Here is a 16,724-nt window from a genome sequence, read left to right on the forward strand (position 1 = left end):
AACCTGTTCTTCTGCGCGGACGACTACGAAAAGCAAGGCGCGCGACTGAAGGGATCACCGCCGTTCCGGCCGAGGCAAGATGTGCAGCGGCTTCGCGAGGCTGTAGCGGCCGGGCTGATCGACATCATCGCCACCGATCACGCGCCACACAGCCCTGCCGAGAAGGCCGCCAGCTATCCGGCTTTCGCGGACATCCCGGGCGGTATGCCCGGACTGCAGACGCTGCTCTCCGTCATGCTCAAGCTCGTCGACGAAGGCCTGATTGGGCTGCGCGACATCGCGCGCCTGTGCGCGGCCAATCCGGCCGAAAGGTTCGGGCTTGGCCGGCGCAAGGGCAGGCTGGCCGTCGGCCACGATGCCGACATCCTCATCATCGACCCGACGCGAACCTTTGCCATCCGCGATGCCGACCAGAAGTCAAAGGCCGGCTACACGCCGTTCGACGGCTGGAGCGTTTCAGCCACCTTGCGGCAGGTGTTCCTGCGCGGCGAGGAAATCACGCGTGACGGCGCGCTGGTCAACCCGGGACAAGGCCAAGTGGTGCGGTGGGAAAGCTGAGGCAGGCAAGATGGGTCTTCTGGACGGCAAGGTTGCCATTGTCACCGGCGCGAGCTCCGGCATCGGCCGCGCCATCGCGCAACGCTACGCGCAGGACGGCGCGAAGGTGGTGGTCGCCGATACGCGCGAGGAAGCTATCGAAGGCGGCGAAACAACGGTCCGGCTGATCGAAGCGGCTGGCGGTGAGGCGATCTTCATCTCCACGGACATCGCCGATCAGCAGGCCGTCATAACCATGATGCGGCAGGCGGTGGACCGGTTCGGGCGGCTGGATATCCTGGTCAACAACGCCGCGGTCTACACCTCGACCAATCTGCTCCAGACCACGCCGGAGCAATGGGCGAAGGTGATCGACGTCAACGTCACCGGCTTCTTCTACTGCTCGCAACAGGCGGTGCTGCAGATGCTCAGGCAGGAGCCGGTCAACGGCGTACGCGGGCGCATCATCAATATCGCCTCGCAGCACGGTATGGTCGCCTGCCCGGGCGATTTCCCCTATTCGGTTAGCAAGGGCGCGATCGTGCAGATGACGCGCCAGATCGCGGTCGATCACGCCGAGGACCTGATCGTCTGCAATGCGATAGCTCCCGGCAAGATCATCACCGGCAAGCCGGGCATCGCCAACGACCCTGATGCGCTCGACTATTCGCGCCGCCGCACGCCATGGCCGCGGCTTGGCGAGCCGAACGATGTCGCCGGCGCGGCGCTTTTCCTGGCCAGCGACCTTGCGACATACGTCACCGGGATCAACCTGATGGTGGACGGCGGCTGGATGGCCGGCTGAGCGGTCATCGCGCGAAAGCAAAGGCCGGCTGCAAAGCGGCCAGCCTCCTTCCTATCCGACGATCACGACGATCGCAGCTACTTATTCGGCACTTCGTAGACCTTGCCGTGCCAAGGTGCTGCATCGATCTGGTCGAGGGCCATCACGTAAAGCTCCTTTTCATCGGGCCCGAAGGCGAAGTTCGGCATGGACGGCGACGGCACCGAAAGCGTGCGCAAGAGGCTGGCGTCCTTGTCCACCACTATGATCTTGCCCGGCGCGTCGAGGGAGCGCGGGCTCTGGCCGATATACATCTCGCCAGCCTCGTCCATCTTGATGCCGTCCGGCCAGATATGCGGCTGGTTCGGGAACAGATCGTCGAGCCGAAGGAAGACGCGACGGTTGCTCAAGCTGTGATCGGCCCCGACATCGAACTCGATGATGCGGTTGTCCTCGGTTTCGACCAGGTAGAGCATCTTGCCGTCGTTCGACATGACCAGCCCATTGGCATTGTGCAGGTCGCCAGCCACCTTCTTCACGCTGCCGTCCTTGCCGATGTAGTAGGCCGACGCGTCGATCAGCGGACCGCCCTTGCCGGAGCCGGTGAAGTAGATGCCGCCCTCCTTGTCCGGCGCGAAATCATTGGGGCCGCTGAACGGCTTGCCGTCGGTGTCCTTGTCGTAGGCCGGCAGCGTCTTGCCGTCGGCCGAGATGCGGCCGATCGTGTTGTTGTCGTAGCAGGTGACGACGAATTCGCCCGTCGCGGTCGGCAGCACGGCCGAAGGGCCGCAGCCATCCATCTTCCAGAAAATCGCGTTCTTCTTGCCGTCCCAAACGTCCACAGTGCCGCGGCCGTATTCGACGTAGAAGAGCTTGTCCTGGTACCAGATCGGGCCCTCGGCGAACCAAGCGTCGTCATTGATCACCTTGACGTTCGCGGCGTGTGCCGATGCGGTAAGAGCGAGGGCTAACACTGTGCCCAGCAAATGCTGTCTTGTCATGCGCTTCCCCTTTCTTTCGTTGAACTCCAGGCGCTTAGGGCTCGCCGGCGCCGATCTCCTCCTTGCGGCGCGCCACATAGGCGTCCAGCTCCTCGCGGATGGCTGGATCCATAACCGGTTCCTCGTAGTCGCTGAGTGCCTGCTGCCAGAGCTGCGTCGCCCGCTCCAGCGCATCGTGGCCGCCCGCTTCCTGCCAGCTGCCGTAATTTTGCCAATTGGACAGCATCGGCCGGTAGAAGGCGGTCTCGTAGCGCGCCATGGTGTGCTCCGACCCGAAGAAATGTCCGCCGGTCGGCACGGCCTTGATCGCCTCGAAGCCGAGGTCGTCCTCCTCGAACGGCATCGGCCGCAGGAACTCCATCATGTTCTGCAGGATCTCGACGTCGAGGACGAGCTTCTCGTAGGAGGCTGTCAGCCCGCCCTCCAGCCATCCGGCGGCGTGATAGATCAGGTTCGCGCCGCCGAGCACCGCGCCCCAGGTCGCCATCTCGGTCTCATAGGCCGCCTGCAGGTCGACGACATTGGAGGCATTGGCATTGGAGGTGCGGTAGGGAAGGTTATAGCGCCGCGCCAGCTGTCCGGCGACGATGTTGGCCTTGGCGTTCTCCGGCGTGCCGAAGGCAGGCGCGCCGGAACGCATGTCGACATTGGACGTGAAGGCGCCATACATCACCGGCGTGCCGGGATTGACCAGCTGCGTCAGCGTCACGCCGAACAGGGCCTCGGCATTCTGCTGCGCAAGAGCCGCGGCCAGCGTCACCGGGGTCATGGCGCCCATCAGGGTGAAGGGCGTGATCGTCACCGGCTGGCCGTGCTCGGCCATGGCGATCAGGCCTTCGGCCATCGCCTCGTCGAACAGGCGCGGCGAGTTGACGGAAATAATCGTCGTGACCCCCGGCGAATTGCGCAGTGCCTCGATGGTCGTGCCGCGTGCGATCGCCGTCATGGCGATGCTATCCATGGCGCGGCCGCGGCCGATCGCCGAGCAATGGAAGCTCAGATCCGACAGCGTGAGATTGGCGCGATAGGTGTCGAGATGGCGCGAATTCGCCGGCAGCTCCATAGGCGCCACCACCTGGTTGCCGATGATATGGATGGCGTTGAAATGATGCGCGAGGCGGATGAAGTTCTCATAGTCAGCCAGATTGCCCTGCCGGCGGCCGTTGATGCGGTCATGCACATTGGGCGGCCCGGCGACCAGCCCGAACACCAGCGAATTGCCGCCGATGCGGATCTGCTTGTCCGGATTGCGCGAGCTTAGCGAGAAGGACGATGGCGCGTTCCTAAGCGCTTCTCTGACGATACTCTCGTCGATCCGCACCGTGTTCTCGGCCCGATCAACGATGGCGCCCGCGGCCTCGAAGATACCCAGCACCTTCTCGCCCATGACGCGGATGCCGAGTTCGGACATAATACGCATCGAGGTCCGGTGGAGCTTGTCCATCTGCTCCTCGTCGAGGATCTGCATCGGCGCGTAGGGGTTTGTGACGCGCTGCCAGGGCAGTTGCGCAATGCCGCCGCCACTGCGCCCGGCCGCTCTGGTGCGCCGTCCGCCGCTTCGCCTGTCATGCGCTGTCATCGGCCTGTCCTCCTTAATAGCCGCGTCCCGGATCCACCACATTCGCCAAAGGCTCGCCGCGCCGGTAGCGGGCGAGATTCTCGGCAAACATGCGTGCCGACTTCACGTCCCAGCCGTCGTAGACGGACGAGCAATGCGGCGTGACGATCACGTTCTCGTAGCCCCACAGCGGATGCGCCGGCGGCAGCGGCTCGAGGGCGAAGACGTCGAGCGCCGCGCCCTTGATCCGGCCACCGTCGAGCGCCGCAAGGAGCGCCGCCTCGTCGACGACGCCGCCGCGGGAAACGTCGATCAGCACCGCCGAAGGCTTCATCGCCGAGAAGGCTTCGCTGCCCACCATGCCACGTGTGCTTTCGAGCAGCGGCACCGCGCACAAGATGAAATCGGCACGGCCCCACAGGCTGGGCAGGTCGGCCATGCCGTGCACCTCATCGATGTGGTAGGTCGGTTTCGGGCTGGCGCGCACGCCCAGGGTCGTCATGCCGAAGGCCCTGGCCCGGACGGCGACCGCCTGCCCCGTCTTGCCGAGCCCAAGGATCAGAAGCGTCTTGCCCTGGATCGGCTCGACCTTGCCGGCCGTCCAACTCCTGGCAGCCTGCTCGCGCGCGAAGCCGCGCAGGCCAAGAGAGAAGGAAAGCATCGCGCCTAAGACATATTCGGCCATCATGTCGGCGGCGACGCCGGCCGAATTGGTTATCGTCACCTTTGTCGGATTCCAGGGGCGCAGGTGATCCGTGCCGGAGCCGCCGACCGAAACCCAGCGCACGGTCGGGCTCTCGACCAGCGCCGCACGCGGATAGCGCGATCCCCGGTCGAATTTGATGGTGAACACCACCTCGGCGCCGGTGTCCGCAATCAGATCGGGAAGCGCCTCGTAGCTGTCGCAGCCAAGCACCCTGATATCTGGATGGGTTTCCGCCAGCACCGCAATCGGCCCGTCCGGCGCGTCGCTGCTGACGATGATTGTTGGCCGCGCGGACATTTCAGCCCCGCCTCGGACCTGGAATGTGATCGGCAAGAGGACCCAGCGCCTCGAGCAAAGCCTTGCCTGCCTGCGGGCTGGTGTTCTCATGCGGCGCGCGCAGATTGAGCCAGCGCTGGTCGCCGGAGCGCACGGCAAGTGCCGCTTTCATGCCGCCGATCAGCCCGGCGGTCTGAACCGCCTTTCGAAATTCCTTTATGGCGGCATCGGCGGCTGAGACGTCGCGGCCGGCGCGCGCGCCGTCATAGACGGCGCGGATAGCCCTGGCGTTGAGGTTGACGGAAGCGGAAATGCAGCCCGCCGCGCCGGCGACCAGGCCTTGGGTAAGCTGGCCCTCGGAACTCGGGAAGACCGAGACGTTGGGCGCCGCCGCGATCACGGCGGCGGTGTTGTCCCAGTTCCCGGCACTGTCCTTGTAGGCGACAACGGTTTCGGGAAATGCCGCGTTGAGCCGCGCCGTCAGCGCCGGCGATACCGGCACCCCGGAATTCTGCGGGATGTGATAGAGGATCAGCTTGAGCTTCGGGCTGGCGACTTTCTCGACCAGTTCCGAATAGTAGCGCGCCTGCCCGTCATCGCCCGCCGCGGTGTAGAAGAACGAAGGCAGCACCATGACGCCGGCGCAGCCGAGTTCCAGGGCATGCCGGCTCAGTTCGAGCGTCTCGGGCAGCGCGGTCAAGCCTGTGCCGGGCATCATCTTATCGGCCGGGATGCCGGCCTCGGCCAGCCACTCCAGGGCTTGCATGCGTTCGCGCGGCGACAGCGACAGCGCCTCGCCGGTCGTCCCAAACGGCGAAAGGTAATGCGCGCCCTGAGCAAGCACCCATTTCGCATGGTTGACCCACAGATCGCGGGCGACGCTGCCGTCTTTGTCGAAGGGCGTCAGGATGGGCGCAATGACGCCTTGTACGCTGTTCATCGATGGTTCTCCCGGGTCGTCGTGTCGCCGTCGGCGAGCTGCGCCGCCGCGTCGACTGTTCTGATAAAGAATGCTGTCGAGGCGATGTCGAAGAAGATGTCGAAGCCCCCCACGCTGCGCACAAGCACGGCTTCGAGATGGGCGACGCGCGTCTGCGCGATCTCGTCATCGGCAAAACGGGCAGGCCTGAGGTCCAGTGCGCAAAGCCTCGCCATCACCGCTTCTGCCGACTGGCCGGAAAGTCGCATCCAGCTCCAGCCCTCCTCGCGCCAGGACCAATAGCCGCGCGGGTCCTTCTCGACCTGCCAGTCGGCTATAAGCTTTGCGGCGGCGCCACCGGCCCCTATATCGTCAATCGCCAGGAAATCTTCGCTGCCAAGTCTTAGCAGCCTGACGCCGCCCTGTATGGCGATGCGATTGACGGGCGGTAAGGAGAGACCCTGCGCTTCGAGCCAGGCTGAACTGCCCGGACCCTTGATGCCGAAGCGCGATCGGGCCGCCAGATCGGTCACTATCAGCTGCCCATTTGGCAGAACTGCTTCAGCGGCCGAGCCGTTCGGCGACAGGGGAAATGTCCGCATGGCAAGACCGGCCATCGTTACATCTCCTGCCGGACGTTCTGCGGATCGACGAAGGCGTGACCGATCACCGGCACCTGCACCAATTCGCCGCTGCGACACTTCACCGTGACCTTGCTGCCGGGAGCAGCGTCGTCGATATGGACATAGGCCAGCGCGACTGTGTGGCCAAGCGTTGGCGAGAAGCCAATCGAAGTGATCTGCCCAACCGGGTTGCCGCCGCGCAGCACCAGGCAGGACTCGCCGGGGATATTGCTTGCACCCTCGAAAGAGAGGCCGACGAGCCGGCGCCTTTCGCCAAGCCTCGTCCGCATCTCGATCGACCGCTTGCCGATGAAGAAGGGCTTCTTCTTCGACACCGCCCAGCCGAAACCGAGCTCGTTGGGCGTGGTCAGCGCGTCGGTATCCTGGCCGATCAGGATATGCCCCTTTTCAAGCCGCAGCATGCGCGAGGCCTCGAGTCCATAGGGACGCAAGCCATGCGGCTTGCCGGCCTCGGACAAAGCGTCCCACAGCGCGACCGCATAGCTCGAAGGACAGTGCAGCTCGTAGCTCACCTCGCCCGTGAAGCCGATCCGCATCACACGCACCGGCAGGCCGGCCAGCATGCCTTCGCGCCCGTGGAGATAGGGGAAAGCATCGCGCGAGAAATCGATGTCGCCATCTAGCGCCTGCAAGACCTCACGCGCCTTCGGGCCGGTGACGTTCATGCCGGAAAATGCTGCCGTGACGTTGAGCACGTCGACCTTCAGCCGCCACTGCGCATTCCAGAACAGCATGTCGGCCTGCACGCGGGCGACGGCGCCGGTCGTCGCGGTGACGTAGAACAGGTCATCGGCGAGACGATAGGCGACGCCGTCATCGATAACCGTGCCCATCTCGTTGAGCATCAGGCAGTAGCGGACGCGGCCGACGGACTGGTTGGCATGCGCCATCGTGTACATCCGATCGAGGAAGGCGCCGGCGTCAGGACCGCGGATCTCCAGCTTGCCCAAAGTCGACACGTCGAGCATGCCGACGCCGTTGCGGACCGCGGCGATCTCTTCGCGGACCAGGCGGTCTATCCGGTCTTCCGGCCCGTAAAAATACGGCCGCCACCAGGCACCGATCGGCTTCATGCGAGCGTTGAGTGCGAGATGGCGCGCATGCAGCGCGGTGCGCCGCTCCAACGGCTCGTGATGGCCGGCGAGCACGCCGAGCTTCTCCGGTCCGGTCGGCGGCCGCGCCGTGGTGACGCCCACCTCGCCAACCCCACGCTCCGTCGCTTCGGCGACGATCCGCGCCGTGGCGAGCGCCGAATGGCGGCCCTGGCTAGGCCCCATGCCGACGGTGGAAAAGCGCTTCACCAGTTCGAGTTCGCGATAGCCTTCCTTGACCGCATTCCGCAGGTCCTTGACCTGCAGATCCTCATCGAAATCGACGAAGTCGCGACCTTTTGCGTTGCCGGCGAGCGGTTGTGCCCAGGCAGCTGTCTCGGGCTCGCATTCGTTCTGCACGTCAGGAGGATCGCCGTGGCCGAGCCGCTCCAGAGCCTCGCGCGCGGCGCGGCGGCCGTCGGCCATCGCAGACTGCAACCGCGATTTGCCGGCAACGGCGCCTGCCAGCCGGACGGCCGCGCCCACCGGCAGACTGAGCGTCATTCGCGCCGTCGCATCGTCGTAGCCAACTATCGCTCCCGCATGGCAGGGCAACTGCCAGGCAGGCACCGAGCCGACGGAGACCGCCACGAGATCGCAGTCGATCCAGCGGCTGCCAACGCGGACCCGCGTCACATGCTTGTTGCCGCGCGTCCCGGACGCTTCCTCGATCGGTGCGCCTGCGAGGATCCCTATCCCCCTGGCCCGAAGCTCACCGGCGCGGTCGCCGGCATTTGGCCGAGGATCGACGATCGCGGCCAGTTCGACGCCAGCCTCGACCAGATCCAGCGCGGAGTCGTAGCCATCGTCATTGGCGGCCAGCACGACTGCCCGCCGGCCAGGCTGCACCGCGTAATGGCGGAGCAATCGTTGCACGGCGCCGCCGGCCATGATGCCAGGCAGATCGTTGTTGCGGAACACCGCCGGCTGCTCGATGGCGCCTGTCGCCAGGACAACCTCGCGGGCGCGGGTTCGGTAGAGCCGGTTGCCCTGGATCAGCGGCAGCCAATTGTCCTCATACCAGCCGTTGCAGATGGTGCCGGTCATGATGCGCAGATTGGGGAGCTTGGCTGCCTTGGCTGCCAGACTGAACAATATGCCCGGATCGCAGCGGCGATAGGTCAGCGAACCGCCAATTTCGGGATTGTCGTCGCACAACAGCACGTCGGCGCCGGCTTGTGCGGCCGAGATCGCAGCCGATAGACCCGCCGGCCCCGCGCCGACGACCAGCAGGTCGCAGTGAAGATGCGCCTTGTCGAAACTCAGATGCGGCGCCTTGACGTCGACGATCCCGAGCCCCGCCTTGCGACGGATCATCGGCTCCCAGAAGCGGAGCCAGCTGTCCTGTCTCGGACCCATGAAGGTGCGGTAGTAGAAGCCGACCGGCAGGAAACGTCCAAAGCGGTCGATCACCGCATCGCGGTCGTTTTCCAGCGAGCCGTTGACGTTCTGCGCCGTCACCATCATGCCGTCCTGGAGCGGCGTCAGGTCGGCGGGAACATTCGGCTCCGACGGCAATTGCACCAGCGTGTTCGCTTCCGCGCCGGCCATGGTCATGATGCCGCGCGGCCGGTGGTATTTGAACGAGCGCGACAGGACCCACTGGTCCGAGGCCGCCAGCGCGCTGGCGATGCAGTCGCCGGCAAAGCCATGATAAGCCTTGCCTTCGAAGGTGAAGCGGACAGGCCGCGTCCGGTCGAGGCGCGAGCCGTATGGCGTGCCAAGCCGCGTCATGGCCGGCTCCCAGGCGCATAGGTGCGGATGATTTCGTTGGTGACGACGTCGCGCTCGGCGAGGAAGAAGAAGTTGCTCGGCACGTGCCGCCACCACTCGACCACTACACCTTTTCGATTGTCCGCGCGAAAGAGATGCCTTGCCCACTCAGCGTCGGCGGCAGCATCCGCATCGGGCGCCTGCCGCAGCGGACCGAAGGACTGGAATTCGTCGATGTTGCGCGGGCCGTTCATGGGGCAGTCAAGCAGCTTCATGGTCAGTGGCTCGCCGCCGTGGCGCCCATTTCGTTGAGCAGTCGGAACTTCTCGAAGCGCTCCAGCGCAAACGGCTTCAGCAGGTCGGGAACCCGGCCCCTGGCGATGGTTTCCGCCATGCGCTTGCCGGCGACCGCAGTCGCCTTGAAGCCCCAGGTGCCCCAGCCGCAATCGAGCCACAGATTGGCGAGAGGGCTGGCGCCCATGATCGGGCTGTAGTCCGGCGTCATGTCGGTGATGCCGGCCCATTGCCGCAGCAGCCGCACACTTTGCAGGAAGGGAAAGAGATGCACGGCGCCTTCCGCCAGATGCTCCTTCATGTCCAGCGTCGAGCGGGTCGAATAGAGCTGGTACGGATCCGAGCCGCCACCGATGACGATCTCGCCGCGCGAGGATTGCACCAGATAGGTGTGCAGCGACACGGACGAGACCAGCGTGTGGAGCCAGGGCTTCAGCGGCTGCGTCACCATTGCCTGCAAGGGGTAGCAGCGGATCGGCAGTTCCACGCCGGCCATCATGGCGACATCGTAGTTCATGCCGCCGGCGGCGATGAGCACGGAGCCGCAGGCGATCCGTCCGCGGTTCGTCACCACAGCGCGCACCCGACCGGTCTCGACCTCAAAGCCTTGAACTTCGGTGCGCTGGTGGATTTCGGCGCCGCGGCGCGAGGCCTGCGCGGCGAAGCCCCAGGCAACCGCATCGTGGCGGGCCGTGCCGCCATCGGCATGCCAGAGGCCGCCGAGGATCTCGAGCGCGCCGCCGCGATCCATGTTGAGTTCGGGCACCAGCTTCTCGACCTCTTTTGCGTCGATCACCTCGGTGCGCGTGCCCATATGCTTGCCCATCTCGGCGCGCAGATGGAAGGCGCGCAGCGTCGCTTCCGTGTGTGCGAGCGTCAGCTGGCCGCGCTGCGAGAACATGACGTTGAAGTCGAGTTCCTGCGACAGCGCTTCGAAGAGCGAAACGCCTTCCTTGTAGAAGGCGACGCCTTCCTGGGTGATGTAATTGGAGCGGATCGTCGTGGTGTTGCGTGCGGTATTGCCGCCGGCCAGATAGCCTTTTTCGAGCACCGCGATGCTGGCGATATCATGGTATTTCGACAGATAATGCGCGCAGGCCAAGCCATGCCCGCCGCCACCGACGATGACCACGTCATAGGACGGCTTCAGCTCAGGCGTCGCAGGAATGTCGCCCGTCACCGGATAGTCGCGGCTAAGCCCGTACTTGAGAAGCCTAAGCGGCATGGCTGCCCTGGCCGCCAGGAGGATCGTAGACCAGAGCGGTCACCTCGGAAAACCGGTGGTCGGCGTCGGTCAGGCCGAGAATACCGTCCCGGATCGCGGCGGCCCTGGTCGAGCCGAGAACGGGCGACGCAAACTCCATGTACTTGGCGACGATATCGTCTTCGCTGAACGGGGCTTCGGGGCCGCCGCGTGCGTGGACATCTCCGGACTCCAGCCGCCGGCCGTCAACCGTCTCGATCTGCACGTCGGCCCAGCGCCCGGCGGGGAAACGGTCGCTGTGCTTCGCCGCCTCGTTCACCTCGACGCGCTTCAGCATATCCGCGACGGCGGCATCGCGCAGACCTGAGCCCGAAATGTGCTCCACGCCGATCCGGCCATGGAGGATCATCGTGGCCACGGCGAAGGGCAGGCTGTACTGCGCCTTTGATGTCGTGTCCGGCATGCCGGCAAACAGCGTCGCCGCATAGTGGAAGCTGTTGACATGGACTTTGCGTATGTCTTCCGGCCGAAGCCCATGCTGCAGGCAAAGCGCGCGCGTCGCGTCGATCGCCGCATGGGCCCAGCGGCAGACCGGATAGGGTTTTATGTATTGCCGGGTCATCTGCCAGAACAGGCCGAGGTCATCCCAATGTGCCGCGACCTCCGGCGCCTCGACCGTGATGGCCGGCGCGCCGGCGAAACCCGCTTCGGCAAGCACGGCGGCCGACAGCCCGACCAGCGCCCCCATGCCTGAGCCGTCGTGAAGCATGGTCGGCGTTGCGATCTCGCGCATCATCTGGCTGCGCGGTCCGTGATACTCGGCGATGCCGAAAGCATGGCGCAGTTGATCGTCGTCAAGCGAAAGCACGCGGGCCGCGACCGCCGCCACGCCAAGAGAATTCCACGCGCCGGAGGTGTGATAGTCCGAGACGGTTGCGTGCAGCGCAATGCCGGCCCGCCCCGCGATCTCATAGCCGACGACGATCGCGGCCAGCGCCTCGGGGCCAGTCAACTCCGGCTTTTCTTCTGCGAGCGCAAGCAGCGCCGGGATAACCGCCACGCCGATGTGCCCCTTGGTCGGCGGGTAACCATCATGGCCGTCGAGATTGTCGATCTGGGTCGCTGCCGCGAAGGCGGCGCCGGCCATGCTGGCGCGCCTGCCGTCGAAGATCATCCTCGCTGCGTGCCGGTCGGCGCCGGAACCGTAGAGCATAACCGCGGCGTCGCGCGCGATTTGCCCCGCCTGCATCGGGCCGGCGGCGATGGCAATGCCCATCGTGTCGAGGAACTGGAGGGCTGCCGATTTCAGAACGTCGCGTGGGAACGCGCCGGCCAACCTGCGCAGCACGAAGTCGGCAACACGGGCAATTGCGGTGGAAGCAGACTCACCTTCCGCCGTCCGCTGGTCCATGGCGCCACCTTTCGCGTCCCGATCGCTCCAAGGTAACTACGAATAATTTGGTCTCATGGGCCAGGCACGTAATTAGTTTGGCGCCATCGCACAAAAAAATCGAGGTCAAGGCGGTTGCGGAGGCCAACGGCGCCGGTCTAGTTTTCGCTTTGCCAAGGAGCGATCGCATGAAGCCGCCACCCCCACTGAACTATATCCGCTCGTTCGAGTGCTCGGCGCGGCATCTCAGCTTCACCCTTGCTGCCAACGAGCTCGGCTATACCCAGGCGGCGGTCAGCAATCATGTGCGGGGGCTGGAACATTATCTTGGCCGGCAGCTTTTCGTGCGCTATCCGCGCAGCCTGAAGCTGACCGAAATGGGCGAGGCTTTCCTGCCGACGCTGCGGCAGGCGCTCGACCAGATCGATCACGCCACGGAGGCGATCGTCGCCTCCTCGCGCAACAGGACGGTCGTCATCTCCTGTCCGATGAGCCTGGCCGAAAACTGGCTGGCCGGCTGCATGGCGGCGTTCCGGCAAATCCATCCGGAGATCGAGGTCGTTCTGCACGGCACGATCTGGGAAGACCTCAGCGAGCAGATCGCCGACATCACCATCTCGACCCGCCGCTTCGACGACCGCCCGCCGAGTGGCGTTCCGCTGTGGAACGACCAGCTCGCCATCCTCTGCGCACCCGGGCTGCTGTCCGGGCCGAAAGGGCTGCGCTCGCCGCGCGATATCCTCAACGTCGACTGGATCTTCGTCCATGGCCGCCAAGAATATTGGCAATGCATGGGCGACGCGCTGCAGATCGACATTTCGGATTATGAGAAAGGCATCACCACGAACGCCTCGAACATTGCGCTGGAACTGGCGGCGATGGGCGCGGGCTGCGTCGCCACGCAATATTCGCTGGCGAGAACCTATATCAGCCGCGGGCTTCTGGTGGAGCCTTTCCCCGTGCGGGCCGCCAGTCCATGGACCTATTATCTTTCGGAGAGCCAGCTCTCGAAAGGCAGCGTGGTGAGGACCGTCAGAGGGTGGATCATGGAACGAGCCAACGCCCATGTAGAAACCGTTTAGGCTGACGGCTGGGCAGCCATGATGATGCCGGTGCCTTTATCGTGCCGTCTCAGTCATGCGTCCGTTTCCCCTCCTCGCACTCGCGTCTGGGAGAAAGAAGCAATCCGAAGACAACTACCCGAGGGTTTGACTTGCTAAGGCATAGGTCTTCGGCCTAGCCGAGCCGCCGTCGGAGAAATCGCCAAGGCATTTGCCCTTCGACATGGTCAGCACCGTATCGAAGACCGGCATTCCGCTGTGCGACAGGAAGGCGGCGAACTCGCCATTGTCCATGTGCGTGTCGATCCTGAGGAAATATCCCGAATGGTCGGCCACGTGCGGCCGGACGACCGCAAGGGCGTCGGGGTCGCTTCCCGCCACGACCGGCCCTATGACATGGCCCCGCCCGAACGGTCGGCAGAAGGCAAAAGCGGTCAGCTTGTTCCCGTCGAAAAGGCCGTAGCCGGCCGAATGCTCGAAGAGCTTTTCGATGAGCGCTGTCCGCCTCACGCCAAATCCCGCCGCGTCCAGCGCGATCGCCGCCGCAATATCGCCCGCGTCCAAGGTCCGGACGTTGCCGCGCCCTTCCGTCGGCCGGCCCGCTGTCGGCACGCGGGCGATGCCCTGGCATTGATAGACGGTCTTCTCCGGCTGGAAGTCGAGAGAGAGATAAAGCCGCCGCGCAGCACGGGTTGCGTTGAGGCGCAGATCGCGCCCGGGAATCCTGTCGAAGATCCGCTTCATTAGCCATTGCGCCGCCCCCTGCGTCTGAAGCCGCGGCGAGGTGATGACCATCCCCACGGTGGCGAAATTGGCGCCATGCGGGAACCACATGGCCGAACCGAGAGCCCGGCCGATCTCATCGAGCGCCACGAAGCCCTGGCCCGATTCACGCAGGAATTGCCAGTCCTCGGCGCGATGCGGCCATCCCACTGACAGCGAGAGCGCGTGCAACCTCTCCAGGTCGACATCTTGGACGTCGCCGATACGCATCGAGAAGGCATCGATTTTCAAGCTTTCGGACGGCTTCACTTCCATGGCCCTGAAAGAACCCTCAAAAATCAACGGGCGAGCAGACCGCTGACCCGTGCCCGCCAACGCTAGACAAGCAAACCCCACAGGATTTGCTCGAAAGCCGTGCACCAACGCAAGATTCAACTGAAATACTTCCGCTTTCGGCATGCAATCGCGTGGCAACGCACCCATCCTCTGCGGAAATTCGCCAGCATGCGGCATCGATGCCGGCGAACCCTAAATGCCTTGAGGGCTGCAATGGACGTCTTCGACATCCTCGACCGTCTCGTCGCCTTTCCGTCGGTCGCCGGCAAGCCCAACGGCGACATTGCCGGCTGGATCGAGGCTCATCTCGCCGAACAAGGCGCGAAGGTCACCCTGCTCCCAGGGCCAGAGGGCGACCGTTTCAATCTTTTCGCCACCATCGGCCCGGCCGAGGTTCCGGGCTACATCCTATCCGGCCATATGGACGTCGTCCCCGCCGGCGAGCCGCAATGGAGTTCGGCCCCTTTTTCGCTGCGCCGGGAGAGCGAACGGCTCTACGGACGCGGCACCACCGACATGAAGGGGTTTCTCGCCGCCGCGCTCGCCGCCGTGCCTGCGCTTGTGCGGCTGCGCCTCGCCAGACCGATCCACCTCGCCTTCTCCTATGACGAGGAGATCGGGTGCCGGGGCGTGCCGCATTTGATCGCCGGGCTGCCCAAGCTTTGCGCCAAGCCGCTCGGCGTCATCGTCGGCGAGCCGAGCGGCATGCGCGCCGTGCGCGGCCACAAGGGCAAGGCGGCCGCCCGCGTAATCATCAGCGGCCGCTCCGGCCACTCCTCGCGACCGGATCTTGGGCTTAACGCCATCCATGCGATGTCCGATGTGCTGAGCGCCGCCGTGAGTGAAGCGGAGCGGCTGATGCATGGCCCGTCCGACCCAACCTTTGAGCCGGCCTATTCCTCGCTGCAGGCCGGTGTGATCGCAGGCGGCCAGTCGGTCAACATCATCCCCGACAGCTGCACGCTCGACCTGGAGGCGCGCGCAATACCGGGCATCGAACCGGCTGGCTTGCTCACCCCGGTCAAGGCGCGGGCTGAAGCTCTTGCCGCTCAAGGCTATGTTGTTGAATGGAAGCCGATCAGCGCCTATCCGGCGCTGTCGCTGCCGCAAGACTCGGCTCTGGCGGGACTGCTGCGCGAATTGACCGGCGAAGCGCCTTTAGCCGCCGTCAGCTACGGGACGGAGGCCGGACTTTACCAAGGCTCCGGGCTCGATGCGATCATCTGCGGCCCCGGCGATATCGGGCGCGCCCACAAGCCGGACGAATATATTCTCGCCAGCGAGCTCGCCGCCTGCCAGCAGATGATCGAGGCGCTGGGCGCGCGATGCGCGGCCTGAAGGAGCAGCCGGAATGACATTCCTCTTCAATTCCGACGCGCGGCGTGGCGCGATCTTCGCCGAGGCCTTCGCTAAGGAGTTGCCGGACCTCCCCTTCACGATCGATGCCTCTACGGTCGATCCCGACGCAGTGCGCTACCTGATCACCTGGACGGTGCCGGAGAACCTCGACCGCTACACCAACCTCGAAATCCTGTTCTCCATCGGCGCCGGCGTCGATCAGTTCCGCTTCGACGCGGTGCCCGCGCCGGTGAAAATCGTGCGCATGGTCGAGGAGGGCATCGTGCGTATGATGCAGGAGTATGTGACGCTCGCCGTGCTTGCGCTCCACCGCAACTTGCCGGCCTATCTGGCGCAGCAGCGCCCCGGAGAATGGCGCGACATCCCTCAGCCTCAAGCCGCGTCGCGCCGGATCGGCGTGCTCGGCCTCGGACAGCTTGGCCAAGCCGTCCTCGACCGGCTGAAACCTTTCGGCTTCCAGCTCTCCGGATGGAGCCGCTCCCCGCGGCGGCTCGAAGGGGTGACCTGTTATCATGGCGAGCTTGGGCTGGAGCAGATGCTGGCGGCCAGTGACATACTGATCTGCCTGCTGCCACTGACCGAGGAGACGCGCGGATTTCTGAACGCCGGCCTGTTCGCGAAACTGCCTGACGGGGCGGCTCTCGTTCATACGGGTCGAGGCCCGCAGCTCGATCACGAAGCGCTTGTCGCCGCGCTCGATAGCGGCCATTTGTCGTCGGCGATGATCGACGTGACCGATCCCGAACCGCTGCCCGCGGGACATCCGTTCTGGTCGCATCCGAAGATCATCCTCACTCCGCACATAGCCAGCGTGACCCAACCCGCGACCGCCGCCCAGGCCGTCATCGACAACATCAAGCGCCACCGCGCCGGGCTCGATCCCATCGGGCTCGTCGACCGGTCGCGCGGTTATTGAAACTCAACTGGAAAGGCCATCCTTTGTCCCTGCTCAAGCCCATCGATATCAACCCGAGCTTTTCGCCCCGCGAATCGACCGCGCTGCCGGAGCGGCTCATTGCCGGCAATCCCGCCTTCAAAACCTGGGCGCAGGACGTGGCCAAGGACGACCTTGTCCATACCGGCGTCTGGGAGGCCACGCCCGGCGAAACGCGCTCGATCAAGGGGCTG

Annotated in this window: 15 protein-coding genes and 1 pseudogene; 6 read left to right on the top strand and 10 right to left on the bottom strand. The window is 65.0% G+C overall.

Annotated elements, in window-relative coordinates:
* Both EOA60_RS01920 and EOA60_RS01925 read left to right on the top strand, forming a co-directional pair.
* Positions 1–558, top strand: a 558-nt coding sequence (locus tag EOA60_RS01920) for a dihydroorotase family protein (RefSeq protein ID WP_164899163.1), incomplete at its 5' end; no start/stop codon positions are given.
* 10 nt (positions 559–568) lie between these two features.
* Entirely contained in the window at positions 569–1,342 is a 774-nt protein-coding gene (locus tag EOA60_RS01925; RefSeq protein WP_067327509.1) for a glucose 1-dehydrogenase, read from the top strand.
* A gap of 77 nt (positions 1,343–1,419) precedes the next feature.
* On the opposite strand, the gene EOA60_RS01930 is transcribed toward EOA60_RS01925, so the two are convergent.
* Genes EOA60_RS01930 through EOA60_RS01970 form a run of 9 tightly spaced genes read right to left on the bottom strand, consistent with a single transcriptional unit; the run spans position 1,420 to position 12,138 of the window.
* A complete protein-coding gene (locus tag EOA60_RS01930; RefSeq protein ID WP_164748127.1) occupies positions 1,420–2,322 on the bottom strand; it encodes an SMP-30/gluconolactonase/LRE family protein in 903 nt (300 codons plus the stop codon).
* Between the two features lie 34 nt (positions 2,323–2,356).
* Positions 2,357–3,901, bottom strand: coding sequence for a trimethylamine methyltransferase family protein (locus EOA60_RS01935; RefSeq protein ID WP_095825743.1), 1,545 nt, complete (start codon positions 3,899–3,901; stop codon positions 2,357–2,359).
* A 13-nt stretch (positions 3,902–3,914) separates the two neighbouring features.
* Entirely contained in the window at positions 3,915–4,883 is a 969-nt protein-coding gene (locus EOA60_RS01940) for a D-2-hydroxyacid dehydrogenase (RefSeq protein WP_095825744.1), read from the bottom strand.
* Position 4,884: 1 nt separating this feature from the next.
* Complete coding sequence (locus tag EOA60_RS01945) at positions 4,885–5,802, bottom strand: dihydrodipicolinate synthase family protein (RefSeq protein ID WP_127334717.1); 918 nt, start codon at positions 5,800–5,802, stop codon at positions 4,885–4,887.
* Positions 5,799–6,398 carry a hypothetical protein gene (locus EOA60_RS01950; protein ID WP_095801037.1) on the bottom strand — a complete coding sequence of 200 codons (600 nt, stop codon included), beginning with the start codon at positions 6,396–6,398 and terminating at the stop codon, positions 5,799–5,801. The genes EOA60_RS01945 and EOA60_RS01950 overlap by 4 nt, the downstream gene beginning before the upstream one ends.
* Before the next feature lie 2 nt (positions 6,399–6,400).
* Positions 6,401–9,250 carry a 2Fe-2S iron-sulfur cluster-binding protein gene (locus tag EOA60_RS01955; RefSeq protein WP_128311036.1) on the bottom strand — a complete coding sequence of 950 codons (2,850 nt, stop codon included), beginning with the start codon at positions 9,248–9,250 and terminating at the stop codon, positions 6,401–6,403.
* The gene (locus tag EOA60_RS01960; protein WP_066989149.1) at positions 9,247–9,504 is read right to left on the bottom strand and encodes a sarcosine oxidase subunit delta; all 258 of its coding nucleotides are present in this window, start codon (positions 9,502–9,504) and stop codon (positions 9,247–9,249) included. Before EOA60_RS01960 ends, EOA60_RS01955 begins: the two co-directional genes overlap by 4 nt.
* A 2-nt stretch (positions 9,505–9,506) precedes the next feature.
* On the bottom strand, positions 9,507–10,748 hold the full coding sequence (locus EOA60_RS01965) for an FAD-dependent oxidoreductase (protein ID WP_095801039.1): 1,242 nt from the start codon (positions 10,746–10,748) through the stop codon (positions 9,507–9,509).
* Entirely contained in the window at positions 10,738–12,138 is a 1,401-nt protein-coding gene (locus tag EOA60_RS01970) for an MmgE/PrpD family protein (protein WP_095825747.1), read from the bottom strand. The genes EOA60_RS01965 and EOA60_RS01970 overlap by 11 nt, the downstream gene beginning before the upstream one ends.
* Positions 12,139–12,305: 167 nt before the next feature.
* Between EOA60_RS01970 and EOA60_RS01975 the strand changes: the two genes are divergently transcribed.
* Entirely contained in the window at positions 12,306–13,199 is an 894-nt protein-coding gene (locus EOA60_RS01975; RefSeq protein ID WP_095776670.1) for a LysR substrate-binding domain-containing protein, read from the top strand.
* 114 nt (positions 13,200–13,313) lie between these two features.
* Here EOA60_RS01975 and EOA60_RS01980 read toward each other — a convergent pair whose 3' ends face one another.
* Positions 13,314–14,216: a GNAT family N-acetyltransferase gene (locus tag EOA60_RS01980; RefSeq protein ID WP_095825748.1), complete on the bottom strand. Its 903-nt coding sequence runs from the start codon at positions 14,214–14,216 to the stop codon at positions 13,314–13,316.
* Between the two features lie 234 nt (positions 14,217–14,450).
* Here EOA60_RS01980 and argE point away from each other — a divergent pair, with 234 nt between their 5' ends.
* From argE to EOA60_RS01995, 3 genes and pseudogenes are all read left to right on the top strand, one after another.
* Positions 14,451–15,575 carry an acetylornithine deacetylase gene (gene argE / locus EOA60_RS01985; RefSeq protein WP_128311038.1) on the top strand — a complete coding sequence of 375 codons (1,125 nt, stop codon included), beginning with the start codon at positions 14,451–14,453 and terminating at the stop codon, positions 15,573–15,575.
* A gap of 13 nt (positions 15,576–15,588) precedes the next feature.
* Positions 15,589–16,512, top strand: a complete 924-nt coding sequence (locus tag EOA60_RS01990) for a glyoxylate/hydroxypyruvate reductase A (RefSeq protein WP_095825750.1) — start codon at positions 15,589–15,591, stop codon at positions 16,510–16,512.
* 23 nt (positions 16,513–16,535) lie between these two features.
* Positions 16,536–16,724: pseudogene (locus EOA60_RS01995) on the top strand (cupin); the annotation flags it as partial.

Origin of the sequence: Mesorhizobium sp. M1A.F.Ca.IN.020.06.1.1 (assembly GCF_004023265.1) — a bacterium.
Lineage (GTDB): Bacteria > Pseudomonadota > Alphaproteobacteria > Rhizobiales > Rhizobiaceae > Mesorhizobium.